25 protein-coding genes are annotated in these 26,048 nt (G+C 72.8%); 9 read left to right on the top strand and 16 right to left on the bottom strand.

Annotated features, from left to right (window positions below):
* Window positions 1-27 precede the first annotated feature (27 nt).
* Window positions 28-678, top strand: a complete 651-nt coding sequence (locus tag ACOJV9_RS02685; protein WP_420183623.1) for a DUF937 domain-containing protein — start codon at window positions 28-30, stop codon at window positions 676-678.
* 62 nt (window positions 679-740) lie between these two features.
* Here the strand turns inward: ACOJV9_RS02685 and gatB are convergent, their stop codons facing one another.
* The 4 genes from gatB to ACOJV9_RS02665 form a co-directional block, all read right to left on the bottom strand.
* The gene (gatB, locus tag ACOJV9_RS02680; protein WP_420183622.1) at window positions 741-2,261 is read right to left on the bottom strand and encodes an Asp-tRNA(Asn)/Glu-tRNA(Gln) amidotransferase subunit GatB; all 1,521 of its coding nucleotides are present in this window, start codon (window positions 2,259-2,261) and stop codon (window positions 741-743) included.
* 1 nt (window position 2,262) lies between these two features.
* Window positions 2,263-3,792 (bottom strand): Asp-tRNA(Asn)/Glu-tRNA(Gln) amidotransferase subunit GatA, encoded by a 1,530-nt coding sequence (gene gatA / locus ACOJV9_RS02675; protein ID WP_420183621.1) that lies wholly within the window; start codon window positions 3,790-3,792, stop codon window positions 2,263-2,265.
* A gap of 83 nt (window positions 3,793-3,875) precedes the next feature.
* Window positions 3,876-4,172, bottom strand: a complete 297-nt coding sequence (gatC, locus tag ACOJV9_RS02670; protein ID WP_420183620.1) for an Asp-tRNA(Asn)/Glu-tRNA(Gln) amidotransferase subunit GatC — start codon at window positions 4,170-4,172, stop codon at window positions 3,876-3,878.
* An 89-nt stretch (window positions 4,173-4,261) separates the two neighbouring features.
* On the bottom strand, window positions 4,262-4,567 hold the full coding sequence (locus ACOJV9_RS02665; protein ID WP_420183619.1) for a hypothetical protein: 306 nt from the start codon (window positions 4,565-4,567) through the stop codon (window positions 4,262-4,264).
* 136 nt (window positions 4,568-4,703) lie between these two features.
* Here ACOJV9_RS02665 and ACOJV9_RS02660 point away from each other — a divergent pair, with 136 nt between their 5' ends.
* Genes ACOJV9_RS02660 through ACOJV9_RS02645 form a run of 4 tightly spaced genes read left to right on the top strand, consistent with a single transcriptional unit; the run spans window position 4,704 to window position 6,865 of the window.
* Complete coding sequence (locus ACOJV9_RS02660; protein ID WP_420183618.1) at window positions 4,704-5,003, top strand: type VII secretion target; 300 nt, start codon at window positions 4,704-4,706, stop codon at window positions 5,001-5,003.
* Entirely contained in the window at window positions 5,000-5,947 is a 948-nt protein-coding gene (locus tag ACOJV9_RS02655) for a hypothetical protein (RefSeq protein WP_420183617.1), read from the top strand. Before ACOJV9_RS02660 ends, ACOJV9_RS02655 begins: the two co-directional genes overlap by 4 nt.
* Window positions 5,940-6,362: a hypothetical protein gene (locus ACOJV9_RS02650; RefSeq protein ID WP_420183616.1), complete on the top strand. Its 423-nt coding sequence runs from the start codon at window positions 5,940-5,942 to the stop codon at window positions 6,360-6,362. Before ACOJV9_RS02655 ends, ACOJV9_RS02650 begins: the two co-directional genes overlap by 8 nt.
* The gene (locus ACOJV9_RS02645) at window positions 6,359-6,865 is read left to right on the top strand and encodes a hypothetical protein (RefSeq protein WP_420183615.1); all 507 of its coding nucleotides are present in this window, start codon (window positions 6,359-6,361) and stop codon (window positions 6,863-6,865) included. Before ACOJV9_RS02650 ends, ACOJV9_RS02645 begins: the two co-directional genes overlap by 4 nt.
* A 7-nt stretch (window positions 6,866-6,872) precedes the next feature.
* On the opposite strand, the gene ligA is transcribed toward ACOJV9_RS02645, so the two are convergent.
* From ligA to ACOJV9_RS02615, 6 genes are all read right to left on the bottom strand, one after another.
* On the bottom strand, window positions 6,873-9,023 hold the full coding sequence (ligA, locus tag ACOJV9_RS02640) for an NAD-dependent DNA ligase LigA (RefSeq protein ID WP_420183766.1): 2,151 nt from the start codon (window positions 9,021-9,023) through the stop codon (window positions 6,873-6,875).
* Window positions 9,024-9,102: 79 nt separating this feature from the next.
* Window positions 9,103-10,449 carry a nucleotide disphospho-sugar-binding domain-containing protein gene (locus tag ACOJV9_RS02635; protein ID WP_420183614.1) on the bottom strand — a complete coding sequence of 449 codons (1,347 nt, stop codon included), beginning with the start codon at window positions 10,447-10,449 and terminating at the stop codon, window positions 9,103-9,105.
* Window positions 10,424-12,316 (bottom strand): glycosyltransferase, encoded by a 1,893-nt coding sequence (locus ACOJV9_RS02630; RefSeq protein WP_420183613.1) that lies wholly within the window; start codon window positions 12,314-12,316, stop codon window positions 10,424-10,426. Before ACOJV9_RS02630 ends, ACOJV9_RS02635 begins: the two co-directional genes overlap by 26 nt.
* 33 nt (window positions 12,317-12,349) lie before the next feature.
* The gene (gene xdhC / locus ACOJV9_RS02625; RefSeq protein WP_420183612.1) at window positions 12,350-13,213 is read right to left on the bottom strand and encodes a xanthine dehydrogenase accessory protein XdhC; all 864 of its coding nucleotides are present in this window, start codon (window positions 13,211-13,213) and stop codon (window positions 12,350-12,352) included.
* Window positions 13,214-13,216: 3 nt separating this feature from the next.
* A complete protein-coding gene (xdhB, locus tag ACOJV9_RS02620) occupies window positions 13,217-15,655 on the bottom strand; it encodes a xanthine dehydrogenase molybdopterin binding subunit (protein WP_420183611.1) in 2,439 nt (812 codons plus the stop codon).
* Window positions 15,652-17,133 carry a xanthine dehydrogenase small subunit gene (locus tag ACOJV9_RS02615; protein ID WP_420183765.1) on the bottom strand — a complete coding sequence of 494 codons (1,482 nt, stop codon included), beginning with the start codon at window positions 17,131-17,133 and terminating at the stop codon, window positions 15,652-15,654. Before ACOJV9_RS02615 ends, xdhB begins: the two co-directional genes overlap by 4 nt.
* 153 nt (window positions 17,134-17,286) lie before the next feature.
* Here ACOJV9_RS02615 and ACOJV9_RS02610 point away from each other — a divergent pair, with 153 nt between their 5' ends.
* Window positions 17,287-17,988, top strand: a complete 702-nt coding sequence (locus tag ACOJV9_RS02610) for a hemerythrin domain-containing protein (protein WP_420183610.1) — start codon at window positions 17,287-17,289, stop codon at window positions 17,986-17,988.
* 18 nt (window positions 17,989-18,006) lie between these two features.
* Here ACOJV9_RS02610 and ACOJV9_RS02605 read toward each other — a convergent pair whose 3' ends face one another.
* From ACOJV9_RS02605 to ACOJV9_RS02580, 6 genes are all read right to left on the bottom strand, one after another.
* Window positions 18,007-21,327, bottom strand: a complete 3,321-nt coding sequence (locus ACOJV9_RS02605; RefSeq protein WP_420183609.1) for an ATP-binding protein — start codon at window positions 21,325-21,327, stop codon at window positions 18,007-18,009.
* Window positions 21,328-21,395: 68 nt separating this feature from the next.
* Window positions 21,396-22,058, bottom strand: a complete 663-nt coding sequence (locus ACOJV9_RS02600) for a hypothetical protein (protein WP_420183608.1) — start codon at window positions 22,056-22,058, stop codon at window positions 21,396-21,398.
* Window positions 22,059-22,139: 81 nt separating this feature from the next.
* Window positions 22,140-22,541, bottom strand: a complete 402-nt coding sequence (locus tag ACOJV9_RS02595) for a pilus assembly protein TadG-related protein (RefSeq protein ID WP_420183764.1) — start codon at window positions 22,539-22,541, stop codon at window positions 22,140-22,142.
* A 74-nt stretch (window positions 22,542-22,615) separates the two neighbouring features.
* Window positions 22,616-23,047 (bottom strand): TadE family protein, encoded by a 432-nt coding sequence (locus ACOJV9_RS02590; protein WP_420183607.1) that lies wholly within the window; start codon window positions 23,045-23,047, stop codon window positions 22,616-22,618.
* 17 nt (window positions 23,048-23,064) lie between these two features.
* Window positions 23,065-23,454, bottom strand: coding sequence for a TadE/TadG family type IV pilus assembly protein (locus ACOJV9_RS02585; protein WP_420183606.1), 390 nt, complete (start codon window positions 23,452-23,454; stop codon window positions 23,065-23,067).
* A gap of 1 nt (window position 23,455) precedes the next feature.
* The gene (locus ACOJV9_RS02580) at window positions 23,456-23,665 is read right to left on the bottom strand and encodes a hypothetical protein (RefSeq protein ID WP_420183605.1); all 210 of its coding nucleotides are present in this window, start codon (window positions 23,663-23,665) and stop codon (window positions 23,456-23,458) included.
* A 148-nt stretch (window positions 23,666-23,813) separates the two neighbouring features.
* Here ACOJV9_RS02580 and ACOJV9_RS02575 point away from each other — a divergent pair, with 148 nt between their 5' ends.
* From ACOJV9_RS02575 to ACOJV9_RS02565, 3 genes are all read left to right on the top strand, one after another.
* Window positions 23,814-25,190, top strand: coding sequence for a recombinase family protein (locus ACOJV9_RS02575; RefSeq protein WP_420183604.1), 1,377 nt, complete (start codon window positions 23,814-23,816; stop codon window positions 25,188-25,190).
* The gene (locus ACOJV9_RS02570; protein WP_420183603.1) at window positions 25,187-25,687 is read left to right on the top strand and encodes a hypothetical protein; all 501 of its coding nucleotides are present in this window, start codon (window positions 25,187-25,189) and stop codon (window positions 25,685-25,687) included. The genes ACOJV9_RS02575 and ACOJV9_RS02570 overlap by 4 nt, the downstream gene beginning before the upstream one ends.
* 215 nt (window positions 25,688-25,902) lie before the next feature.
* Entirely contained in the window at window positions 25,903-26,025 is a 123-nt protein-coding gene (locus tag ACOJV9_RS02565; protein WP_420183602.1) for a hypothetical protein, read from the top strand.
* Window positions 26,026-26,048 lie beyond the last annotated feature (23 nt).

Genomic DNA, 26,048 nt, shown 5'->3' with positions numbered 1-26,048 from the left:
CGGCGACCCACGAGAGGTGACACCACCATGGCCGCGATCGACGACATCCTCCAGAGCCTGCCCATCGACCAGCTGGCGCAGCAGGTCGGAGCCGAGCCACAGGAGGTGCAGCAGGCCGCGCAGGCCGCGCTCCCCGCGCTCCTCGGCGGGCTCCACGCCAACGCCCAGGACCCGGGCGGCGCCAGCTCGATCGTCGAGGCGCTCGGGCAGCACGACGACGACCTGCTTACCGGCGGGGTCGACCTGGGCCAGGTCGACGAGGGCGACGGCCAGAGGATCGCCTCGCACATCTTCGGCCCCAACGAGGACCAGGTCTACTCGGCCCTCGGCGGCACCGGTGCCGGTGGCGGCCTGGTCAAGCGCCTCATCCCGATCCTCGCGCCGATCGTCCTGTCCTACCTGGCCAACCGGGTGCTCAAGGGTGGCGGCGGCGGGCTGGGCGGCGGCGGGCTCGGGGGCGGAACGACCCAGCAGGCGCCGGCCCCGAGCCAGGGAACCGAGGGTGGGCCCGGGTCACTCGACTCGATGCTTCAGGACGTCCTGGGGGGGGCCCTCGGTGGGGGCACCCCGACCCGGATGCCGGCTCCCCAGCAGACGCAGCAGAGCCAGCAGAACGAGCGGTCGGGTGGGTCGATCCTCGACGTGCTCGGCGGGCTGCTGGGCGGCGGCCGCCGCTGACCACGACGTATTGCGCACAACGGTCACGCGCCCGTTGTGCGCAACACGTCGAGAGAGTGCTGTCAGCTGAGCTTGGCGAGGATGAGCTCGCGGGCCCTCCCGGCGTCGGCCTGGCCCTTCATCGCCTTCATGACCTGGCCGATGAGGGCGCCGGCGGCCTGCACCTTGCCGTCGCGGACCTTCTGGGCGACGTCGGGGTTGGCCGCGATGACTTCGTCGACGGCCGCGTCGAGGGCACCGTCGTCCTGGACCAGCTCGAGGCCGCGGGCGTCGGCGACCTCGGTCGGGGTGCCCTCACCGTCGAGGACCCCCTCCCACACCTGACGGGCCATCGAGTCGTTGAGCCGACCCGAGATGACGAGCGACTCGAGCTCCACGACCTGGGCGGGCGTGATCGCGCGCTCCGCGGCATACGAAGGCACGTCGACGGCGGCGGCGTTCGCGCGGCGGGCGACCTCACCGGACCACCACTTGCGGGCACCCGCCGGTGAGGCTCCGGCGTCGACGGTCTCACCGATGAGCTCGACGAGGCCGGCGTTGACGACGTCGCGCATCTCGAGGTCGGCGAAGCCCCAGTCGGACTGGAGGCGCCTGCGGCGCTGCGCGGGGGGCTCGGGCAGGGTCTGGCGCAGGGCCTCGACGGTCTCGCGCGTGGGCGCCAGCGGCACGAGGTCCGGCTCGGGGAAGTAGCGGTAGTCGTCGGCGTCCGACTTCTCGCGGCCGGAGGTCGTGACCCCGGTGTCCTCGTGCCAGTGACGGGTCTCCTGGACGACCGAGCGGCCGGCGTCGAGGATCGCGCCGTGACGGCACATCTCGTAGCGGACCGCGCGCTCGACCGAGCGGAGCGAGTTGACGTTCTTGGTCTCCGATCGGGTGCCGAGCGCCTCCGTGCCCTTGGGCATGAGCGAGAGGTTGACGTCGCAGCGCATCGAGCCCTGCTCCATCTTCACGTCGGACACGTCGAGCGCCTTGAGCAGGTCGCGCAGGGCGGCGACGTAGGCGCGCGCGATCTCGGGCGCGCGCTCCCCCGCACCGCGCAGCGGCTTGGTGACGATCTCGATGAGCGGGATGCCCGCGCGGTTGTAGTCGACGAGCGAGTGGGTGGCGCCGTGGATGCGACCGGTCGAGCCGCCGACGTGCAGCGACTTGCCGGTGTCCTCCTCCATGTGGGCGCGCTCGATCTCGACGCGGTAGGTCGTGCCGTCGTCGAGGTCGACCTCGAGGAAGCCCTCGAACGCGATCGGCTCGTCGTACTGCGAGGTCTGGAAGTTCTTGGGCATGTCCGGGTAGAAGTAGTTCTTCCGCGCGAAGCGGCACCACGACGCGATCTCGCAGTTGAGCGCGAGGCCGATCCGGATGGCCGACTCGACCGCCTTCTCGTTGACGACCGGCAGGGCGCCCGGCAGGCCGAGGCAGACCGGGCAGACCTGCGAGTTGGGCTCGGCGCCGAACTCGGTGGCACAGCCGCAGAACATCTTCGTCGCGGTGCCGAGCTCGACGTGGACCTCGAGCCCCATGACCGGGTCGTAGCGCTCGAGCACCTCGTCATAGGCGAGAGTCGCGTCCGTGGTCGTGGCGCTCATGTTACGCACCCTTCGTCGTCGTGGCGGTGGACAGGTCGGGTGCGCGGTCGAGCAGCGGCCCGCCCCACGCGGCCAGGAGCCGCTGCTCGAGAGCCGCCCCGACGGCATACAGGCGCTCGTCCCGGGCGGCCGGCGCGAGGATCTGGAACCCGGCGGGCAGACCGTCCTCGTCGGCGAGGCCGCTCGGCAGCGACATGCCGGGCACGCCGGCGAGGTTGGCCGGGATGGTCGCGACGTCGTTGAGGTACATGGCCATCGGGTCGTCCATCTTGTCGCCGAAGCGGAACGCCGTGGTCGGGGCCGTCGGGCTGACGAGCACGTCGGCGGACTCGAACGCGCGGCTGAAGTCGTCGGCGATGAGGCGGCGGACCTTCTGTGCCGAGCCGTAGTAGGCGTCGTAGTAGCCCGACGACAGCGCGTAGGTGCCGAGGATGATGCGGCGCTTGACCTCGTCACCGAAGCCCGCGTCACGCGTCGCCGCCATGACCTGCTCGGCGCTCGGGTCGTCGACGCCCTCGGGCAGGACCCGCAGGCCGTAGCGCATGGCGTCGAACTTCGCGAGGTTGCTCGAGGCCTCCGACGGGAGGATGAGGTAGTACGCCGCGAGGGCGGCGGTGAAGCTCGGGCACGAGACCTCGACGACCTCGGCGCCGGCGTCGACGAGGTGCTGCACCGACTCCTCGAAGCGAGCCCGGACGCCGGCCTGGAAGCCGTCGCCGGTGAGCTCGCGGACGATGCCGATCCTCATGCCGGACACGTCCGCGCGACGGGCCGCCTCGACGACGGCCGGGACCGGCGCGTCGATCGAGGTGGAGTCCATCGGGTCGTGGCCGCCGATGACCTCGTGCAGCAGCGCCGCGTCGAGGACGGTGCGGGTGCAGGGACCGGCCTGGTCGAGGGAGGACGCCAGCGCGACGAGGCCGTAGCGCGACACCCCGCCGTAGGTCGGCTTGGTCCCGACGGTTCCCGTGACGGCGGCCGGCTGGCGGATCGAGCCTCCGGTGTCGGTGCCGATCGCGAGCGGCGCCTGGAAGGACGCGACGACGGCGCTCGAGCCACCACCGGACCCACCGGGGATGCGGTCGAGGTCCCACGGGTTGCGGGTCGGGCCGTAGGCGGAGTGCTCGGTCGAGGAGCCCATGGCGAACTCGTCCATGTTGGTCTTGCCGAGGATCGGCATGCCGGCCTGCTTGAGGCGGCTCACCACCGTCGCGTCGTAGGGCGGGACCCAGCCCTCGAGGATCCTGCTGCCACACGTCGTCGGCAGGCCCTTGGTCGCCATGACGTCCTTGACCGCGACCGGAACGCCCGCCAGGCGGTGCAGCTCCTCGCCGCGGCCGCGTCGCCCGTCGACGTCGCGCGCGCTCGCGAGCGCACCCTCGCGGTTCACGTGGAGGTAGGCGTGGACGTCCTCGTCGACGGCGTCGGTCCGGTCGAGCAGCGCCTGCGTCACCTCGACCGAGGACGCCTCCCCTCGGGAGAGCAGCTCGGAGAGCTCGGCGGCGCTGGCGCGGGTCAGGTCGGTGGTCACATCTGTCCTTGCGGTTGCGGGAGGCGTGGTGCTCGAAGGGGCGGGGTATGCCGTGGGCTCACCTCACGGCATACGGGTTCGCCTCAGTCCTCGTCGAGGATGCGGGGAACGGAGAAGCGCTGCTGCTCGGCCTGCGGCGCGCCGGCGAGCGCGTCCTCGGGGGCGAGGCTGGGCCGGACGACGTCGGGCCGCGTGACGTTGACGATGGGCATCGGGTGGCTCATCGGCTCGACGCCCTCGATCGGCGCCTGCTGCACGGTGGCGACGGACTCGAGGATGACGCCCAGCTCACCGACCATCCTGTCGAGCTCGGCGTCGGAGAGGTCGATGCGGGCGAGACCGGCGAGGTGCGCCACGTCGTCGCGGGTGAGGTCAGCCATGCGGCCCAGTCTAGGCGGCGGCGCCGCGGCCCCGAACGAGTGGATGAGCGTGCGGAGGTGGGACGCCGGCCGGCGGCCGGTGCGAGGTGTCAGGCTCGGCCGCTGCCCGAGGAGAGCACGCTCTGCACGACCCCGGCGACGAGGACGAGGGTGACGGCGACCCAGCCGACCCAGCGGGCCACGAGGCCGGCGCTCGTGCGCGCCCCGCGCCTCGGTGCCCGCAGCGCCGAGAAGTACCGGCCCGGTGCCAGGTGGGCACCTCGACCGTCAGGGCGGGTCGCGAACGGCGCCCAGGCGTCACGCTCCGACAGCGCCTGGAGCGCCCCCCGCACGAGCGGCACCACGAAGAAGATGAGCACGAGGCCCGCGAGGAGGACGTTCACCGGTGTCTGCACGACGCTACGGTCACCGATGACCCGCCTCGGCCGCAAGCCGACGGGGAGTCTTCCCCATCGCCTCCTCTCCGGCCCTCGGCTAGCCTCGCTCCCAGTCGCCCAGCCGGGGCGGCTGGATTCCAGGGGGATGGTGACCATGCAGTTCCGCGTCGACACGGAGCAGATCCGCGACCACTCCAGGGACGTCCTCGGCTACGCCACGCGGCTCGGGTCGGCGAAGGACGCGGCGGAGACGACCCTGAGCCAGGACGCCTTCGGACCGATGCTCAACTTCTTCGGCACGTCGCCTCCCGAGCTGGCGACCGCGACGAGGGACTCGCTCAGCGACCGTGCCGCCGAGATGGAGGACGCGGTCGACACCCTGCGCAGCCACGCGAACACGCACGACAACAACGACGCCGACGCGGTGGACAACGTCATCAGGACGCTCAAGTGAGCGCCGAGAACGACCTCGTCGCCTCCGAGACGGACCGTCCCCTCTCGACCGAGGGCAGTGGGCTGCTCGACTCCGCCGTGCTGTGGGCGGACTCGGTCGACGACCTCCACGCGGACCTCAGCGGTGACTCGTGGATCGACTTCGCCCTCTCGAGCGGTGTCCTCGCCATCGACGCCGTCGCGACCTACTCGGACCCGATCGGCAGCCTCATCTCGGCCGGCCTGGGCTTCGTGCTCGAGCACATCTCGCCGTTCAACGACTGGTTCGACGAGCTGGCCGGCGACCCCGAGGCCGTGGCGGCCTTCGCCGCCACCTGGCGCAACATCGGCTACGAGGTGGGCAACATCCGCTTCGGGCTCGACGCCGACCGCCGGAGCCGCATGGCCTCGATGGAGGGGCCTGCGGTCCGGGCCTACAACCGGCAGTCGAGGACCCTGGCCCTCAAGCTGCACGTGCTCTACAAGGGCTCGGTCGGAGCGGCCGACGCGTACGAGGCGCTGAGCGAGCTGGTCGACCTCGTGCACGACCTCATCCGCGACTGCCTCTGCGACATCATCGGGTCGATCATCAGCTACGCCACCGAGCTCATCCTCACGCTGGGTGCCGCGACGCCCCTCGTCATCCAGCAGGCCTCGACGCGTGCGGCGGCCCTCTCGGCCAAGGTCGGCCCCCAGGTCTCCGGTGTCGTGACGTCGGGCCGGTCGCTCGCCGAGAAGCTCGACGACCTCAAGTCGATCGTCGACGAGATGCCGAGGTGGTTCAGCGAGGGGGCCCCGGCCGTCCCGCTCACCCCCGCCGGCAGGCACGCTCCGCGCACCTCGGACGAGGCGATCGACCTCGCCGTCAACGGGTGGCAGAGCGGCCTGCCCGACCTCTTCCGCGACATCGGGATCAAGACCACGGCCGACGCGGTCAAGAACGTGAACGAGGACACCGATGACTGACGCGCGCGGCCACCGCTCGACGTCCGCCGACGAGGCGCTGGCGCGGATCCAGGACGGCATCTCCCGCGCGCGTGAGCGGGCCGACCGGGCCACCGCCTTCCGGGCCGGGTACGAGTCGCTCGGCGCGACCGACGAGTCACGGCAGGACGGCGTCCGCGTCACCCTCGATGCGAGCGGGTTGGTCACCGCGCTGTCCATCACCGACGAGGGCGCGTCACGGTCGGGCCGTCAGGTCGCGGCCGCAATCCTGCGGGCCCACGGTGACGCCGTGGGCCGGCTGCGTGACGAGGTGGAGCGGCTGACGTCCGACGCCTTCGGCGCCACCTCGCAGACCACGGCGGCGGTGCTCGGCGAGCTGCCGGGCGGGGACCACGACGAGCAGGGCGACGCGCCGTCGCCGAGGAGCACCTGGTGAGCGACATCGACCTTCCACCCGTCGGAGAGCGCCTCGCCCAGGGCGACCTCGACCGCATGGTGCAACGCCTCCAGCGCGCCTCGCAGTGGCAGGCCGCCACCGTGTCGATGACCGGGCAGGGTCGAGGGCGACAGGTCGTCGCGACCGTCGACGCCCGCGGGGTCCTCCAGTCGCTGGACGTCCCGGACGTCGCCTGCCGTGGTGACGGTGCGGAGCTGGCCGGGGACGTCGTCGCGGCCATCACGGCCGCCCGCGAGGACGTCGCCTCACAGCTGGCCCGGGCCGGCCGGCTCGCGTTCGGCGACGACGCACCCGAGGTGGACACCATCGTCACCGCGGCCACGGCACGCAGCCGGGCGACGATCGCCGCCGAGGGTGGGTCGGACGGCTCCGAGGACGCGGACGGGACCGGGTGGACCGCCGCCCCCCGGTGGTCCGCGCCGTCGGCGCCATCGGCGCCAGCGTCGCCGCCCGCGCACCGCAGCGACCCCGGCCACTGGTGACCGGGAGCTAGGGCGCGTCGGCCTCGTCGTCGGTCGGCGTCTCGTCCACGGCGCTCGCAGAGCCGTTCTCGAGCAGGGTCGCGAACCCCGCCTCGTCGAGAATCGTCAGGCCCAGCTCGCGGGCCTTGTCCTCCTTGGACCCGGCACCAGGGCCGACGACGACGTAGTCGGTCTTCTTGGAGACCGAGCCGGACGCCTTGCCCCCACGCGCCAGGATCGCCTCCTTGGCCTCGTCTCGACTGAAGCCCTCGAGCGACCCGGTCACGACGACCGTGAGCCCGGCGAGGGTCTGCTCGACCGACGCGTCGCGCTCGTCCTCCATGACGACGCCGTCGGCAGCCCAGCGGTCGACGATGTCGTTGTGCCACTCATTGCCCTCGCCGTCGAACCACTCGCGCACGGACTCGGCGATCACGCCGCCGACGCCCTCGACAGCGGACAGCTCCTCGACGCTCGCCGCGCGGATCGCCGCCATCGAGCCGAAGTGCTGTGCCAGCGCGCGGGCCGCCGTCGGGCCGACGTGGCGGATCGAGAGTGCGACGAGCACGCGCCACAGCGGCTTGGTCCTCGCCGCCTCCAGGTTCGCCACGAGCTTGGCGCCGTTGGCCGACAGGGCCCGGCCGTCGACGACCGCCTCGGGCGGGTCGGTCTTCCTGGCCGCGCGCGTGTAGAGCGGGACCCGGGCGATGTCGGCGTCAGTGAGGCCGAAGAGGGTCGACTCGTCGGTGAGCACTCCGCACTCGAGCAGCGCGACGGCCCCCTCCCAGCCCAGGGCCTCGATGTCGAAGGCCCCCCGACCGGCCAGCCCGGAGAGCCGCTCGGCCAGCTGCGACGGGCAGGAGCGGGAGTTGGGGCAGCGGATGTCCTTGTCCCCCTCCCGCGCCGGCGCGAGGGTCGTGCCGCAGGAGGGGCACTCGGTGGGCATGACGAACGCGCGCTCGGTGCCGTCGCGCAGGCCCACCACCGGCCCGAGGATCTCGGGGATGACGTCCCCGGCCTTGCGGAGCACGACGGTGTCGCCGATGAGGACGCCCTTGCGCACCACCTCCGTGGCGTTGTGCAGGGTGGCCCGCTCGACCGTGGAGCCGGCCACGACGACGGGCTCCATGACCCCGAACGGCGTCACCCGGCCGGTGCGACCGACGTTGACCTGGATGTCGAGGAGCCTGGTGTTGACCTCCTCGGGCGGGTACTTGAACGCGATGGCCCACCGGGGGGCGCGTGACGTCGACCCGAGCTGGCGCTGCACGGCGATCTCGTCGACCTTGACCACGACCCCGTCGATCTCGTGCTCGACGTCATGGCGGTGCTCCCCCGTGCGGACGATGAAGGCGTTGACCTCGTCGATGCTGTCGAGCACCTCGTAGTGGGTGGACACGGGCATGCCCCACGCCTTGAGCGACTCGTAAGCCTGGCTCTGACGGGTGAGCTCGAACCCCTCCCGCCTGCCGACGCCGTGCACGAGCATCCGCAGCGGCCGGGTCGCGGTGACCCGTGGGTCCTTCATCCGCAGGGAGCCCGCAGCCGCGTTGCGCGGGTTGGCGAACGGCGCCTTGCCGGCCTCCACGAGCGAGGCGTTGAGGTCGGCGAACGCCTCGATGGGGAAGAAGACCTCGCCGCGCACCTCGACGAGGTCGGGCACCGGATGCGCCGGGCTGGCTTCGAGAACGGTGGGTATGCCGGAGATCGTGCGGACGTTGAGGGTCACGTCCTCTCCGGTGCGCCCGTCACCGCGGGTGAGGGCGCGCGTGAGCCGGCCCTTCTCGTAGAGGAGGTTGATGGCGAGGCCATCGATCTTGAGCTCGCACAGGTAGTGGAACCCGGTGCCGGCCTCGCGCTCGACCCGGCCGGCCCACTCGAGCATCTCCTCGGGCGAGAAGGCGTTGTCGAGGCTGAGCATCCGCTCGAGGTGGTCGACGGCCGCGAAGTCGGTCGAGAAGATGGCCCCGCCCACGGACTGGGTCGGGCTGTCGGGGGTGCGGAGCGAGGGGTACTGGTCCTCGAGCGCGTTGAGCCGCCTCATGAGGGCGTCGTAGTCGCCGTCGCTGATCGTCGGCGCGTCCTTGACGTGGTAGGCGAACTGGTGGGCGGCCGCCTGCTCCGCGAGGTCGGCCCACTCGTGACGGGCCTCCTCGGGGGCCGGCTCGGCCTCGGTCATCAGGTCGCTCTCGCTCACCCGCTCATCCTGCCGCACCGGGCCGACACCGCGACCGACCGTGGGGCGGGTCCGTCGCCGGTCAGCCGTCCGTGCCGGCCGGAGGCGACCCGCCGGCCGAGGCGTGGCTTGCCTCCAGCAGGGCGGCGCGCGCCCGCTGGGCGCCGGGCGTGCCGGTGAGCTCCGAGGACAGCCTCGCCAGCCGGGCCGCCGACTCCGGCCCGAGGGACAGCAGGCGGGATGCCGCGTCACGCAGCTCGCCCGTGTCCGCGGCGTTCGGGTCGAGCGCCTCGCCGAGACCCGCCGCCTCGAGTGCGGCCGACCCGGCGAACTGGTCGGTCGACATCGGGAGGAGGAGCAACGGGACCCCGGCGGTGAGGGCCTCGGTGACGCTGTTGTTGCCCCCGTGCGACACCGCGAGCGCCGAGCGGGCCAGCAGCGTGACCTGCGGCAGCTCGGGGCGGACGAGCCAGGACGGGGGCACCGGACCCAGCGACTCCCGGGGCGTGGAGCCGGAGGCCAGGGCGACGCGGACGTCCAGACCGCGCAGCGCCTCGGCGACGCGAGCCAGCACGTCCGACCGCACCGAGAGGAAGCTACCGAGGCTGACGTAGACGACCGGCGCCGCGCTGCCGGCCAGCCAGGCGTCCACCTCGGCGTCGCGCTCCTCGGTGCGGACCGCCGAGCCGAGGAAGGCGTGCCGACCCAGCAGCGCGGTGCGCTCCGGAGCATGGAGCTCGCCGGGGTAGTTGAGCAGCAGGGTGTCCCCCCTCTCCGCGAACGCGTCGTCGCTGGCCGGAGCCGCCGGGTCCAGGGCTGCGAGCACGGCGTTCCACTCGTGGGTGAAGGCGTCGCGCACGCCCTCGCACTGGCGGCGCAGGTTGTCGAGCGACTCCTGGTCGGGCTGGATGCGGCGGGGCCAGGCCGGCGGGTGGCCATAGACCTCGTCACCCACGGTGAGGGCCGTGGGGTGGCCCAGCACGACGTCGGCGTGGGGCACCCCCGCCGCGGCCAGGCCGAGGCGGGCGCTGAAGGCGAGGTGGTCGACGATGACGTGGTCGGGTCGCACCCGCTCCACGACCCGGTGCACCTCGCGCGCGACGGTCAGGGGCTCCCAGAGCAGGTCGGCTCCGCGGGCGGCCGCCTGGAACGCGAGCGTGGGGATGGCTCCCAGCCGCGTGGCCGCGAAGAACCCGCGCAGCGCGTCGTCCTCGCCGCGCGGCTGGTCCTCGGCGCGGATGACCCCGGGGTTGGACCCGCGTCCCAGCTGGAAGTGCTCACGCTCGAACCCGAACCGGCGCACGATGCCGTCCGTGGAGGGACCGGTCGCCACGACGACCCGTTCACCGGCGGCCCCCCACGCGGTGCCGAGCGTGGCGAGGGGAAGCAGGTGGGAGGCGTAGTCAGGACTGATGACGAGCAGCGTCACGTGCGACCTCCGAGTAGATCGCCGCGAGTGACGAGGCCATCGTCGTGATGCCGAACTCCGCGGCCACCCGGTTGCGCACGCGTCCGGCGCGGGCCGGCGCGTCGGGGGCGGCAGCCAGCTCGAGGGCCGAGACGACGGCGTGCGCCAGGTCGGAGTGGGAGGTGGTGTCGACGAGCAGGCCCGTCACCCCGTGCTCGACATAGGTCGCCGGCCCTCCCTCGCGGGGGGTGACGACGACGAGGCCGGAGGCCATGGCCTCGAGGATGGCGATGCCGAACTCCTCCTTGAGGCTCGCGGAGACGTACACCCCGCCCGGCGCGCTGAGTCCGGGCCGTCCGAGCCGGACCGCCGCCAGCCAGTTGGCGACCACCCCGTTCGGGCGGTGGCCGGCGAGGAGCAGGCCCCGGTCGGCGGCATCGACGCGGGCGACCGACGCGCAGATGCGCGAGAGCTGCTCGGCCTCGTCGCTGGTGGGGTCGTCCAGGTCACCCCCCACGACGAGCAGGTTGCAGCCCTGCACGGCCGCGGCGTCGGACGCCCACGCCTCGACGAGGGTGGCCATGCCCTTCACCCGGTGCAGCCGCCCGACCGTGATCGCGAGCGGCAGGTGTCGGCGTTCCGGCGGGAGCGTCGCGAGCAGGGCGTCCAGCTCGGCCAAGTCGCGCAACGTGGCCGGCGAGACGGCATCTCCCGCGGCGGCGTGCGCGACCTCGCGGGCCGCCCGGTCGAGGGGAGCCACGTCGATGCCCTCGGGGACGACCGTGAGCGAACGCCGGCCCGCGTCCGGATCGATGTGCAGGAGCTCGCGCAGGTCGTGGTCGAGCCGCGGGCGGGGGAAGGCGACGAGGTGCGCCGCCTGGTCCGCGAGGTCCCGCAGGAGCCGGACCCGGAACACGAGGTGCTCCGTGTGGTCCGCCGCACCGAAGCTGGCGCGGGTGAGCGTGCCGGTCGCCTCGCGAGCCGCGATGAGTGCGTGCGGGTCCGGCGCCAGGGTCAGCACCGTGGGGATCCCCAGGTCTCGGGCGACCTCCGACGCGGCCCACGACCCGACGTCGGCCATTCGCAGGTGCAGGACGTCGACAGGGGCCGCGGCGACCAGCGCTCGCCGGATCCCGCGTCGGGTGGGGACACGGAGCGGCCAGGTGTCGCCGGAGGGCCGGGCCGCGCCCGGGAGAGGAACGCGGAGGTAGTGGTGCCCGGGACCGGGCGCGCCGTCGGGGCTGCGGTCCTCCACGCCATGGCTGCGCGAGAGGGTCAGCACCCGCGCGATCCCGGGCTCCGAGGCCAGGGCATCACCGAGGTGGACGAGCAGGGTCGCGATCCCGCCGGTGTCCCCCTTCCCGGCGTTCCGCAGGTTCCCGTCGAGGTCGGCGTGGAGGAACAGCTGGGCGACCGTCAGGCCCGGCTGCGCGCGGTCCTGCGGACGCGCGCCGGAAGGGACCGCGACGTCCTCGTCGGGTCCGGTGACCCCCCAGGCCTCGAGCGTCGCATCGGCGAGCATGCCGACGAAGCCGCCCTGCCCCATCGTCGCGCACAACGCAGCGACCGCCTCCGGCAGCGGCGTGCACGTGCGCAGCGCCCAGGTGGCGTGCTCCCGGAGGAAGGGCACGGGCGAGGTCAGCAGGGGCACGACCAGCGCGGAGGCCATCTCCGCTCCCCCGGCTGCAGCGGCGTGCACCGCGGCGATCGCCGTCAGCTGGTCGGTGTCGTCATCGATGGCGTCGCGCAGGCTCGACATGGCGGCGTCGCCCTCGTCCCGCACCGCGTCCACGAGGGAGTCGAGGAGCTCGATCGCCGCGAGCAGGGACGGCGCCCGGCGCATCGCGTCGAGCATCCCCAGGGTCGGCGCGGCATACGTGGTCGTCACGCGCCCATCGTAGGCCCAAACCTTGTACAAACCCTATACGTCGATGCCACGTTTCTCGTCGACCGGTGTCCCGGCCCCCACGGGAGCCTCGACCGACGTCGTGGTGAACCGGACCAGCAGGTCCGCGGCCACCCCCACCGCGATCGTCGCCGGCTCCTTGCCGGCCAGCTGGGGGAGGCCGATCGGCGTGGTCACCCGCGCGACGTCGCCGTCGGAGAGGCCACCCTCGGTGAGCAGCCGGCGGCGCAGTCGCGCCCACTTCGCTCTCGAGCCGATCAGCCCGATGGAGCCGAGCCCCTCGGTCCGCAGGGCCGCGTCGAGGATCGCCGCGTCCTCCGCGTGGTCGTGGGTCATGACGAGGACGTGCGCTCCCGCGGGCAGCTCGCCCAGGACGAGCTCGGGCAGGACCGGCACGGGGTGCGGGTGCACCCGCGCATCCGCGTCGGCCAGTGGTGCCAGCGCGTCGGGCGCGAGTGCGTCGGGGCGGCTGTCCACGAGGTGCAGGTCGAGGTCGTGGCGGGCGAGGATGCGGGCCAGCTCGTGGCCGACGTGCCCCATCCCGAAGATCGCGACGACCGGCGCCACGCGCAGCGGCTCGAGCAGCACGCTCACCTCACCGCCGCAGCACTGCATCCCGTGCTGGAACGGCACCTTGTCCGACAGCGAGGACGTGAACGTCTCGGGCGCCGTGCGCCCCTCGGCGAGCATCGACCGCGCCCGCTCGACGGCGACCGCCTCGAGGTTGCCTCCGCCGATCGTGTCCCACGTCTGCGTCGCACCGACGACCATCTTGGCCCCGGCCTCGCGCGGCGCGTGCCCGCGCACCGACGTCAGCGTCACCAGGACGCCGGGGCGGCCCCCCGTGCGGAGCTGCTCGACGGCGCGGAGCCAGCGCACGGCTCAGGCCTCCGACAGGTGCTGCAGGACGGACTCCGACTCCGGGCGGCGGATGGGCGCCGCCGGGTCGGCCTCCGGCGGGGTCGGCCCTGCCCCCGCCTCGACCTCCGCGTCATGCCCCGCCCGGGCCTCCTGCAGCGCCCAGAACACCGCCTCGGGTGTCGCCGGGCTGGCGAGGTCGACGCTCGTGCCCTCGGGCCCGAAGGCCGCGCACGCCTGGCGCAGCGCCTCCCGCACCGCGAAGGCCAGCATGAGCGGCGGCTCCCCCACCGCCTTGGACCCGTAGACGGCACCCTCCTCGTGGGCTCGGCCGAGCAGGGAGACGTTGAACGACTCCGGCATCTCGGAGAAGCTCGGCAGCTTGTAGGTGCTGGCCGACGCGGTGGCCAGCCGGCCACGCTGCGCCCCGTCGCTCTCGTCCCAGCGCAGGTCCTCGAGGGTGAGCCAGCCGGCGCCCTGGACGTAGGCCCCTTCGATCTGGCCGATGTCCACGAGCGGGGACAGGCTGTCGCCGACGTCGTGGACGATGTCGACGCGCCGCGTCCGGTACGTCCCGGTGAAGCCGTCGACCTCGACCTCCGTGGCGGCGACACCGTGGGCGAAGTACTTGAAGGGGCTCCCCCGCATGACGGTGGAGTTCCAGTGCAGGCCCTCGGTGCGGTAGTAGCCGGCTGCGAAGAGCTGGGTGCGGGCGAAGTACGCCGAGTGCACGAGGTCCGCCCACGGCAGCACCTGGTCGGAGCCCAGCCCGGAGACGACCCCGTCAGCGAAGCGCACCTCCGGGGCCGGGACCCCCAGCCGGGAGGCGGCGACCTGCGCGAGCCGGTCGCGGATCTGCTCGCAGGCGTCCTTGACCGCGCCGCCGTTGAGGTCGGCCCCCGACGAGGCCGCGGTCGCGGAGGTGTTGGGCACCTTGTCGGTGCGGGTGGGGGCGAGCCGGACGATGTCGAGCGGGACCCCGAGGCTGGTCGCCGCAACCTGCAGCATCTTCGTGTGCAGCCCCTGGCCCATCTCGGTGCCGCCGTGGTTGACCAGGACCGAGCCGTCCTTGTAGACGTGCACGAGGGCCCCGGCCTGGTTGAAGGCGGTGAGGTTGAAGGAGATCCCGAACTTCACCGGGGTGACGGCGACCGCCCGCTTGACGTGGTCGTGCGTGGCGTTGAACGCGGCGATCTCGGCCCGACGCCGGTCGAGCTCCCCCTCCACGGCGACCTGCTCCCAGGCGCGCTGGACGCGGTCCGCCTGGGTGATGACCTGCCCGTAGGGAGTCGTCTGGCCGTTCTCGTAGAAGTTGCGGCGACGCAGCTCGTGCGCCTCGATGCCGAGCAGCGGCGCGCACCGGCCGAGGATGTCCTCGATGACGAGCATCCCCTGCGGGCCGCCGAAGCCGCGGAAGGCGGTCTGCGACGTCTTGTGGGTTCGGGCGACCCGCCCGGTGACCCGGATGTCAGGGATCCAGTAGTTGTTGTCGACGTGGCACAGGGCCCGGGCGAGCACCGGCTCCGACAGGTCCAGACTCCACCCCCCGTCGGAGGTCAGAGTCGCCTCGAGCGCCTGCAGCCGGCCCTCGCCGTCGAAGCCGACACGCCACTGCGCATGGAACCCGTGGCGCTTGCCCGACATCGTCAGGTCCTGGGTCCGGTTGAGCCGCAGGCGAACCGGGCGCCCGGTGAGCGTCGCACCGAGAGCCGCCACAGCGGCATACGCGTGCGGTTGCATCTCCTTGCCACCGAAACCGCCGCCCATGCGCAGGCACTGGACGGTCACCTCGCTGCTGCTCAGGCCGAGGACGTGGGCGACGATCTCCTGGGTCTCGGTCGGGTGCTGCGTGCTGCTCTGCACGAAGATGCGCCCGTCGTCCTCGACCGTCGCGAGCGCGGCGTGCGTCTCGAGATAGAAGTGCTCCTGCCCGGCGAGGTCGAGCTCGCCGTGGAAGACGTGCGCCGAACGGGCCAGCGCGGCCTCGGCGTCCCCACGCTGGACGGTGGGCTGCGCGCCCTGGAAGCTCTCCGCCGCGATCGCCTCGGCCAGCGTGACGATCGACGGGAGCGGCTCGTAGTCGACCTCGACGGCGAGCGCACCGCGACGCGCGGCCTCGAGGCTCTCGCCGAGCACCCAGCAGACGGCGTGACCGTGGAAGCAGACCTCGCTGGGGAAGAGCGGCTCGTCGTGCTTGATGCCGGCGTCGTTGATGCCGGGAACGTCCTCGGCCGTCAGCACGCGCACGACTCCCGGCACGGCGTATGCCGGCTGCGTGCGGAGCGCCGTGACGCGGGCTCGCGCGTGGGGCGCCTGCACCGGCCAGGCGTGCAGGACGTCCTTCGTGCGCGGGTGGAGGTCGTCGGTGTAGAGGGCACGGCCGGTGACGTGCAGGGCCGCGGACTCGTGCCGCACGGCCTGTCCGACCACCGCGTCGGCGGGACGCTCCGACAGCCGGCTCACGGCGCGACCTCCGAGAGCATGCCCTGATCGGAGTGCAGCCGGAGGAGGGACTGCTCGAGCATCGCGCTCCGGTAACGGTCACTCGCGCGGTGGTCGGACAGCGGGGTGCCCTCTGCCGCAAGGACACCCGCGGCGGCGGACACGCTCTCGGGCGTCCACGGCGAACCTTGGAGGAGCGCCTCGGTGCGCAGGGCGCGGATCGGCGTCGCGGCCACGCCGCCGAGACCGATCCGCACTCGCGTCACGGTCCCGTCGACGACCTCGAGCGCGAAAGCGACAGCAACGCTGGAGATGTCGTCGAACCGGCGCTTGGCGACCTTGTGGAACGCGGCGACCGGCGCCAGCGGCAGGGGTAGGCGAACCTCGCGGATCAGCTCACCGGGACGGCGGACGCTCGCGCGGTAGCCGGTGAAGTAGTCGGCCAGCGGCACCACCCGTTCACCGTCGGTGCCCACGAGCACCAGCGAGGCCTCCAGCGCCAGCAGCACGGGCGCGGCGTCCCCGATCGGCGAGCCGGTGCCGAGGTTGCCACCGAGTGTGGCGCCGTTGCGGATGAGCCGGGAGGCGAACTGGGGGAACAGCTGCGCGAGCAGCGGCACCCGGCCGTCGAGGCCGCGCTCGACCTCGGTGAGGGTCAGCGCCGCGCCGATGCAGACCTCCTCGTCGGTGACCCTGAGGTCGCGCAGCTCCGGCAGCCGGTCGACGGCGACGAGCAGCGGTGGCCGCGCGCCCCTGAGGTTGAGATCGACACCGACGTCGGTGGAGCCGGCCAGGAGGACCGCGTCGGGGCGGCCTGCGAGCAGCTCGACGGCCTCGGCGAGGGTGCCCGGCCGCACCAGCTCGGCGCCGTCGGCCGCGAGGTGGGTGGGCCGTGGCGGGGTCGGCTCGGCGCGGAGCCGCTGCGTCAACGGGTCGCCCTCCTCCGGTGAGCCCAGGGCATAGGCCGCGTCGCGGATCGGCCGGTATCCCGTGCACCGGCACAGGTTGCCCGACAGCGCGTGGAGGTCGAAGCCGTTCGGACCACACTCGTGGTCGGCCTGTGTGTTCTCCGGGTCGACCGGACTGCGGTCGGCGCGGTAGAACTCCGCCGCCATCGAGCAGACGAAGCCCGGCGTGCAGTAGCCGCACTGCGAACCGCCGCGGTCGGCGAGCTCCCGCTGGACGGGGTGCAGCCGGGCGGGGGTTCCAAGCCCCTCGACGGTGACGACCTCCTGGCCGTCCAGCGCCGCCACAGGCACGAGGCACGAGTTGAGCGCGACCCACTCGGTCGCCGACGACCCCTCGGCGCCCGGTCGGGCCACCATGACCGCGCAGGCGCCGCACTCCCCCTCGGCGCACCCTTCCTTGCTGCCGGTGAGGCCACGGTTGCGCAGCCAGTCCAGCGTCGTCGTGTGGGGCGTGGCGGACCCGGGCAGGGCCACCCGTGCGCCGTTGACGGTCACGAACGCCGTCCCGGCCTCTGCCTCCGCGGGCGCCATGCGATCCATGATCGTCGATCCTAGCCACGCCCCCTGCACGTCACCGGCCTGTCGGCGGGAGGACTGGTCCGCACTGCAAGCCGGAGGCAAGTGCCCTGCAAGGGACCGCTCCGAGGGTGGTGTCCTTCCCCCGACGCACCACGAGGAGCTCCGATGACCACCCCGCACACCTCCCCCAGCACCGAGCACGCCGACGACACCACCTTGGTCGACACCAGCGCGATGCCGACGATCCACACGTTCTTCCGCCGTGAGCTGCGCCTCGCCGGTGGGCTCGTGCGCGGCATCCGCGACGGAGACCGCCATCGCGCCGAGGTCGTCGCCGGCCACCTCGACTACCTCCGGGGCGCCCTGCACCACCACCACACCATCGAGGACGAGCTGCTGTGGCCGGTGCTGCTCGGCCGCGTGCCCGAGGAGCTGGCGCCGATCGTCCACCTCATGGAGTCGCAGCACCAGCGGGTCGACGCCCTCCTCGAGCAGGTCGACGCCGCCCTGCCGAGGCTGCGCCAGGCGGACGACCCCACCCTGCGCGACGGGCTGGCCGACACGCTCGACACCCTCTACGTCCACCTCGTCGAGCACCTCGACGCCGAGGAGGAGCGGCTGCTGCCCATCGCCGCCCGCACCCTCACCCAGGCGGAGTGGGACGCGCTCGGCGAGGCGGGCCGTGCGCGGTCGTCACGCAAGGACGGGCTGCTGGCGCTCGGCATGTTCCAGCACGACGGCGACCCCGGCGACTTCGCCAAGATGCTCGGGCACGCCCCGACGCCGGTGCGATGGGTCCTCCAGCGGGCGGCCCGGCGGGCTTTCCGCCGGCACGCGCTGCGGGTCCACGGCACGGCCACGCCGTGACCGGCCGCAGATCCGCGGTCAGGTGCGGGCGAGCTCGTCGTCGGTGACGGTGACCCAGGCCCGCAGTCCGAGGCGCTCGTGCACCTCGCGCGCCCGGGCGAGGTGGGCACGGGCGACCTCGGTGCGGCCGAGCGTGCGCGCGAGGCGACCGAGTGACAGCTCCACGCTGCCGTGGAAGGCGACGGGCACCGAGATCGCCAGCCGGTCGGCATACGGCAGGAGCCGGTCGTGGAGGTCGGCCGCAGCGACGGTGTCCCCGAGCGCGGACCACACCTCGGCACGCACGGCGGTGAGGAACAGCCAGAGGTAGTCGAAGGTGATCTCGCTCTGCTCCGTCCACTCCCCGAGGAGCAGTCGCAGCTCGTCGAGCCGGCCCTGCCGGACCATCGCGAGCGAGTGCAGCGCGTGGAGTCCGGGGTGCGTGCGACCCGGTCGCAGGGCCGCCTCCATCTCGCCGAGCCGACCCTGCCGGTCACGCAGCGTGCAGAGCTGGCACAGCCCGAGGCCGTAGCCGGACATCGCCATCGTCGACTCGAACGCCTCGTTGTCGGCGATGGCCCGTTCCGCTCTCTCCCAGTCCTCGTCGAGCTGGTGGCGCACGACGAGGCACCACCGGGTGACCATCGCGTTCTGCGACAGGTGGTGCCGCTCGGCGAGGTCGTGGGCGCGGACGACGTCGGAGTGCACCTGGTCCAGACGGCCGAGCTCGCCCCGGTCCTGGGCCCGGGCCGCGAGCGCCGCCGACAGCGCCTGCGGGTGGTCGAGCCGGCGCGCGCGGTCGACGATCTCGTCGCTGATCGGCGCCCGGTGGTGCAGCAGGTCGGGGCGCAGCAGCGCCGCCTGCGCGAGCTGCAGCACCGACATCGCGTCCTCGTCGTGCTGGCCGGACTGGCGGACCGCGGCGACCGCCTCGTCGGCGAGCCGCGTCGACTCCGCCGCCGAGCCGGGACGGGACAGGTGCTCGTAGGCGAGCGCGGCGGTCAGCTTCGCCCGGACGAGCGTGCCGTCCGGCTCCAAGGCGTCGCGCACCGCCGACCACAGGGCGATGGCGTCGTCGTCCCAGTCGGGGTTGACCCGCCAGCCCCAGACGAGGTTGCCGGTGACGGTGAGCAGCGCCCGGGCGGCAGCCGCTGCGTCACCGCGCGCCAGCGCGGACCGGGCGGCACGCTCGGCGGGGAACCATGCCTCGACCGGGCGGGCGACCCGGGTGAGGGCACGGGCGCGGGCGACGAGGGCGTCCTCCCGTTCGATCGGCTGGACGGTGGGGTCGAGGTCCTGCAGCTCGACGGTGAGGGTGGCCAGCCGCAGTGCCTCGTCGTATGCCGTGTGCTCGGCCGCCGTCGCCGCCGCACGCCGCGCGAACACCCACGCCGAACGTGCGTGGGCCGGGCCGGCCAGCCGGTAGTGCTCGGCGAGCTCGGTCGCGTGCTCGCCGACGCGGCCGGCGTGCACCTCCTCGAGCGCCGCGGCCACCTCGGCGTGGCGCCGGCTGCGGGTCCCCGCAGGGACCGACTCGTAGACCGCGTCACGGACGAGGGCGTGGGTGAACCGGTGCCGGCCCGGGCCCTCCTCGTCCACGAGTCCGGAGACCTGGGCGCTCTCGAGGTGCGCGGCCACGGCGTCGGGGTCGCCGGTGAGCTGCTCGAGCACCGCGACGTCGAAGCTGCGCCCCGCCACCGCGGCGGACACGAGCAGGGCTGCCGCGCCCTCCGGCAGGGCTTGGACCCGTTGGCGCACGACGTCGCGCACCCCGCTGGGCACGGCGTGCCAGGCCGGCGCGTCGAGGTCACTGAGCGCGCCCTCGGCGACGACGAGCCGGAGCAGCTCGCCGAGGTAGAACGGGTTGCCGTCGGTGCGCTGCACGAGCTCACGAGCCACCTGCTCCCCGAGGTCGCGGCCCGACTGCTTCCCGAGCCAGCCCGCGACCGCCGTCGCCCCGAGCCCGGAGAGGTCCATCCGCACGGGGTCGAGGCGGGCGAGGGCGGCGAGGGTCTGCGCGGGGGCGGACGAGGGGTCGGTCACGGGGGTGCGCACGGTGGCCAGCAGGACGACGGGCAGACCGGGGAGCTCGGCCGCCACCCGGCGCAGCAGCCGCAGGCTCTCGGTGTCGCCCCACTGGAGGTCATCGAGGACGAGGAGCGTGGGCGGGCCGCCGCGCAGGGCCTGCGCCACGGCGTCCGCCTGCTCGAAGCTCACCGACGCGGCGTCCCGCCCACCCGACTCCGTGTCGAGGACGGTGGTGTCGCCGAGGACCTGCCCGAGGGCGCGTCGCCAGCCCCAGGGGGCCGGCGACGACTCGGTGTCCCACCCGCCCCGCCCGGTTTGGAACCCCCGGGCTGCGGCGAGCTCGGCGACCGCCTCGGCGAGGCGGGTCTTCCCGATCCCCGGCTCGCCGGAGACGAGGACGAGCCGACCGCGTCCGGTCTGGGCGTCGGCGAGGGCCTCATCAGCCCGGCGCAGCTGCTCGTCCCTGCCGGGCAGTGTCGTCGCGCGGGGGCCGAGGGCGGCGGGTTCGTCGTCCACGACGGGAGGCTGGGTGGCCGGGGCCGCGGGGGTCGCCTCGGTGGCAGGCGCCTCTCGCAGGTCGAGCGAGGCGTCCTGGCGCAGGATCGCCTCCTCCAGCTCCCGCAGCTGCGCGCCGGGTTCGACGCCGAGCTCGTCGTCGAGGTGCCGACGGGCCCGTCGGAGGGCGGCGAGCGCGTCGCCCTGCCGGGCCGCCCGGTACAGCGCCAGAGCGAGCAGGGCCCACAGGCGCTCCTGCAGCGGGTGCAGGCCGACGAGCTGTTCGAGGGCGGCCACGGCCTCCGGGTGGCCGCCCTGCTCGAGCCGCAGGTCCCACAGGTCGGCGACCACGCCCAGCCGGAGCTCCTCGAGCCGCATGGCCTCGGCGACGAGCGACGGGCTGGAGCACCCGGCATACGGCTCGCCCCGCCACAGCTCGAGCGCCGACAGGAGCGAGGCCTCCGCCGAGGCGCGGTTGCCGTTGGTGGCCGAGCGGGCCCGGCGGACGAGGTCGGTGAAGCGGTGCGCGTCGACGTCGGCTGAGGACACGTCGAGCGAGTAGCCGCCGGCGTGGGCGCGCAGCACGCGTGCGGGAGAGCGGGCGTCACGGTCGGGCTCAAGGACCCGGCGCAGGCGGGCCACGTAGGACTGCATCGAGGCCTCGACCCGAGCGGGCGGGTCCTCGCCCCACATCTGGTCGACGAGCCGCTCGACCGGGACCGGCCGGCCGTCGGCGGCGACGAGCAGGGCCAGGAGCGCACGCGGCTTCGGCCCGCCGAGGTCGACGGGCCGTCCGTCGACGACGACCTCGAGCTCGCCCAGCACCCGGACCTGCACGGCCACAGGCTAGGGCGTGCAGGTCCGGGTGGGGACGGGTTCGCCGAGACTCGGTTCCCCGCCCGAGGTCAGCCGACGGTGACGAGGTCGCGCTTCTCGGCCCGGGCCCGCGCCGGGGCGCCGACCAGACCGGTGCCGATGGACCAGAGGGCCGTCGAGAGGGCGGCCGCGGCGAACACCGGGCTGAGCTCGACGTCGGGCAGCACCATGGTCAGCGGGACCGACAGGGCGTGGAGCGTCCCCGCGAGCATGCCCAGCCCGACGATCCCGCGGCGCCAGCCCGTCTGGGCCTTCGCGAACGACAGGGCGAGCGCCGCGACGGCGATGCCGGTCAGCGGGTAGAGGACGAGGGAGAGCCCGACGTGGGTGAATGCGACGGGTGCGGCCTCACCGTGGGCGAGCGCGTGCGAGTCGCTGGCGGCGGCCAGGTGGGCGACGGTCTCGACGACGTAGAGCGACACCGCGGTCGCGGCCAGTCCCAGGGTGCGCTGGACCCGCTCGGGCCAGGCGCGGTCGCGCCACGCGAGCCAGAGTCCGGTCGCGAGGAGGAGGGTGCTGACGACGATGATCGAGTGGCCGGGGACCCAGCGCTCGTCGGCCGTCATCGTGGCGAGCTCCTCGCGCAGGCTGTCCCTGGCGTCGGACTCGGGGTGCATCGGTCCGCCGACGGCGAGCAGCACTCCGGAGGCGACGAGGGTGAGGCGCCAGAGGTGGGTGCGCAGCGAGTTCATGGTGGTGGTCCTTTCGTGGGGTGGACTCCCACCGTCGAGCCGGGCGCTTGCACTCGGCTTGACGCTCGCTGGACGAGGGGGCTACTCGAGGTTCGCGCGGGCACGGGAGACGACGTTGACCCGCGCCCCGTCACCGAGCAGCCACCCGACGAGCGGCACGTCGGCGACGCACGACATCCGCACCATGGCGACCTGACCGTCCGGGGTCCCCGTCCCGGGACTGAGTCCCCAGCTCGTCATCCCCGTGGGCATGGACCGGCTCCCGACGTAGTCAGCGGCAGCCTGCTGCACCGTGGCGTTGCTCAGCGGGACCGCCTGACCCACCCCGCCCCGGTATGCCGCGTCGTCGAGTGCGTTGGCCGCCGCCAGCGCGGCTCCGTCGGCAGTGTCGAGAAGCTTCATCCTCGACAGGTGGACCGAGGTCACGGCGATGACACCGGAGACGAGCAGGATGCAGATCATCGAGAAGACGAGGACGAGCATGGCCACGCGGCCCTCCTCGTCCCGGCGGTCGCTGTCCGGGAGCAGACGGCGTCGCGTTCGTGCGCGCACGTCCCTCATGGCCCTGCTCGGAAGCGGTCGACCGTCGAGAGGTGGCTCGCCGAGAGCGGGATCTCGAGGGGGACCACGTCTCGCGCGAACGCCGGGATGAGCGGCAGCGGCACGGTGACCCGGGCGGTCGTCTCGACCCGGGTGTCGGGGGTCAGGCAGGGGGTCGTGGAGCAGGAGATCTCCAGTGCCCCCGAGCCGTCGAAACCCTGGTCCGCGAAGGCGATCGCCGCCGCGGCCCGAGCCCGGCCAGCGGCGTCCTCGCCCGCCGCTGCCGTGACGAACGCCCGTCCGGCTTCACGCGCAGCGGTGGTCACGGCATACGAACCCGCCTGGACCCGTCCCACGGACATGACGAGGTAGACCAGCGGCACCATCATCAAAACTCCGAGAACGACGAACTCGACGGTCGCACTGCCCTCCTCGCCGCGCGACCTCACCCACCACCCTCGCCACGTCACTGGCGCTCCAGGAAGGCGCGACCAGTGACGTCCAGCCGTCCGTCGGGTCCGAGCAGACCGATCACCGGGAACGGCGCCCGCACACGCACCTCCACGACCTGGACTCCCCCGACGACGTCGCTGCCCACGGTGACGTCGTCGGCGTAGCCGTCCGACAGGGACGCCGCGATGAGCTCGCGCGTGCGTGCCGCTCCTGAACCCGGTTCGGCGTCGGCCCGGGCACCGAGGCGGGCCCCCTCGCTCGCGCAGGAGATGAGGGTGTTGCGGATGTGCAGGACGAGCCCGAGCTGGAAGACCGCCATGAAGAGGAGCACGACGAGCCCCGAGACCATGACGAACTCCGCCACGGCCGACCCGCGCTCGTCACGACGGACGAGCGCGGCCACCTCAGCGGCTGACGCTGTTCATGGCGCGTTGGAACATCGCCTGGAGCTGGTCCTCGGCGACCGTCCACAGCACGGCCACGAGCCCGGCGGTCATGAGGGTGATGAGGACCCAGCCGGGGACGTCGCCACGCTCCCGGCGACGACCAGCGTCCTCGAGCAGGTCCGTGGCGGCGAGCTGTGCCCGCAGGAGCGAGCGGTGCAGGTGATGCATGGTGGGCGCCTTTCGGTGGTGTCACATCGTGAAGTTGAGGAACGAGAAGCCGGGGTAGACGGCGAAGAGCACGGTGACCGGGAGCACGAGGAAGACGACCGGGACCACAGATGTCAACCCCTACCTGTTCTATGATAGGCTTTGGCTCATGCCAACAAGAGCGGCCATCTATGCGCGCCAGTCACTCGACAAGAGTGGCGACGCCTTGGCCGTCTCTCGCCAGATCGTGGAGTGTCGGGAGCTGATCGAGCGCAACGGCTGGGAAGTGGCGGAGGTCTATCAGGACAACGACCGCAGCGCTACGACGGGCAAGGCCCGCCCCGAGTTCTCAAGGCTGTTGGCTGACCTGTCCGCTGGCCGCCATGAGGTTCTCGTGTGCTGGCACACCGACCGCCTCTACCGGCGACTGCGGGACCTTGTGACGCTCTTGGGTGTCGCCGAGAAGCGAGCCCTGCGCATCGCCACTGTGCGCTCGTCTGATCTGGACCTCTCTACCCCCGCGGGTCGCATGGTCGCGGGATTGCTTGGGTCGGTCGCCTCCTACGAGGGCGAACAGAAGGCGGCCCGGCAGGTAGCCGCGAACAAGCAGCGGGCACAGAATGGCATCGTGCTCTGGACTCGCCGCCCGTTCGGGTTCGACCGCGACGGCAACGAGGTCAAGGTGGTGAAGGCCGAGGCCCGCGAGATCCGCAAGGCTGCTGACGCCGTGCTCGCCGGTGCCACCCTGGCGAGCATTGCCGCCGACCTCAACGAGCGAGGCATCCACACAACCACCGGCAGCCAATGGAGCGTTACGAGCGTCAGGCGCGTGCTGCTCAACCCCCGCACCGCCGGGCGTGTCACGTCTAAGGGCGAGGACTACGGCAAGGGCGCCGCGGCGATCCTTGACGAGGAGACCGCAGACCAGCTGGGGGCGATCCTGCGCAACCCGGCCCGCAAGCAAGCCCCACCCTCGACCGAGGTCAAGTACCTGTTGTCCGGGCTGGCCCATTGCGGCCGCGAGGGCTGCGACGACGCGGTTATGTTCGCCACGTCCAACCCTAAGGGAGCGACGATCTACCGCTGCCTGAAGTGCTACGGCACGCGCCGGCTGGACCTCGTAGACGAAGTGGTCATGGGGATGCTCGTGGAGCGCTTGAGTCGCCCCGACGCGCTCGATCTACTCGGTGCCGACGTGGACGTGGCCGAGCTCCGCAGACAGGTCGTGGAACTGCGAGAGAGCCGCGACGCGATCGCTGCGATGCTTACTGACCGGCTACTCTCCCCCGAGGCTGCGAGGACTCAGGCCATCCGGCTCACGGCGCAGATTGACGACCTCGAGCGACGGATTAGGGACGCATCTGGCGCCGATCCGCTGGCCCGCCTGGCGCAGGCATCCGACGTCGCCGCCGCCGCCAAGCGTATGAGCCTGCGCGAGCGGCGTGACGCGATCCGTGCGTTGATGACGGTTCGAATTCTCCCCGCAGGTAAGGGCATTCGGTTCAACCCTGAGCATATCGACATTGAATGGAAGCGCGGCCAATGAGTGAGATCAGGGTCTACTGCGACGACTCGTCACATGCCGGTCGCACTGTGACGGTGGGAAAGTTCACTGAGGCTGCCTGGGGGGACCATGTGAGCCAATGGGTCGAGAACTCGTGGGCGTGGGACTGGGAAAGCCGGGCACAGACCGCGCGCGGCCGGCGATCCCGCGCTCAGTGGCGCGAAGCCTTTAAGGCCGAGCACGGGAGGCTCCCCAAGCTCGCCGACCTACTTACACCCGGGCGCGCAGGGGAACTCAACAACCCGGACGACTGGCGCTCAGGCGGGGACCACGTCTTGATTGGCCCGGACGGGACGCCAGTAGACGTTGATGACGCCGATTTCGGCGACGGTTGGCGAGTGAAGTACATCGTCGCCTGCGAGTTGTGCGCACCGGTCAACTACAAATGGCGCGCCGAGCGCGTGGGGCCGCTCCTATTCAAGCTGGCCGACGCAGGAGTGTCCGCCGTCCGGCTATCGGATCTCGCTGCTAGACTGTGAAGTAGAACGATTCAGGGCGACGCATAACGCTCCGCTGTTAGTCGTTTGGAAGCCGGAAGACTCGACCCGGCAATTAGGCTCCTTGGGTGGGAGCAGGTAAGTCCTACCCACGGAGCCTCTCCTATGTCGTGGACCCACGAACGGGCGCGCATTGCGTCTCTGTCCCGATCCCGCACTGCTGACGATCCTGACCTGATCGAAGCACACGCCGCAACATGCGAGCCGAGCGTCTGGCCGACTACATCAAGCGCACGGTCGACGCCGCCCCACCACTGACGGCAGACCAGCGTGACAAGCTCGCGCTCCTGCTCGTCCCTCGGCCCGGTGACGCGGCTTGAGCGCAAACAGAAGCCGCCCCAGC

It is taken from the genome of Knoellia terrae (assembly GCF_048606435.1).
In the GTDB taxonomy this organism is placed as follows: Bacteria; Actinomycetota; Actinomycetes; order Actinomycetales; family Dermatophilaceae; genus Knoellia; species Knoellia terrae.
The sequence above is the reverse complement of the archived record's forward strand: the minus strand, read 5'-3'. Positions and strand labels throughout refer to the sequence as shown.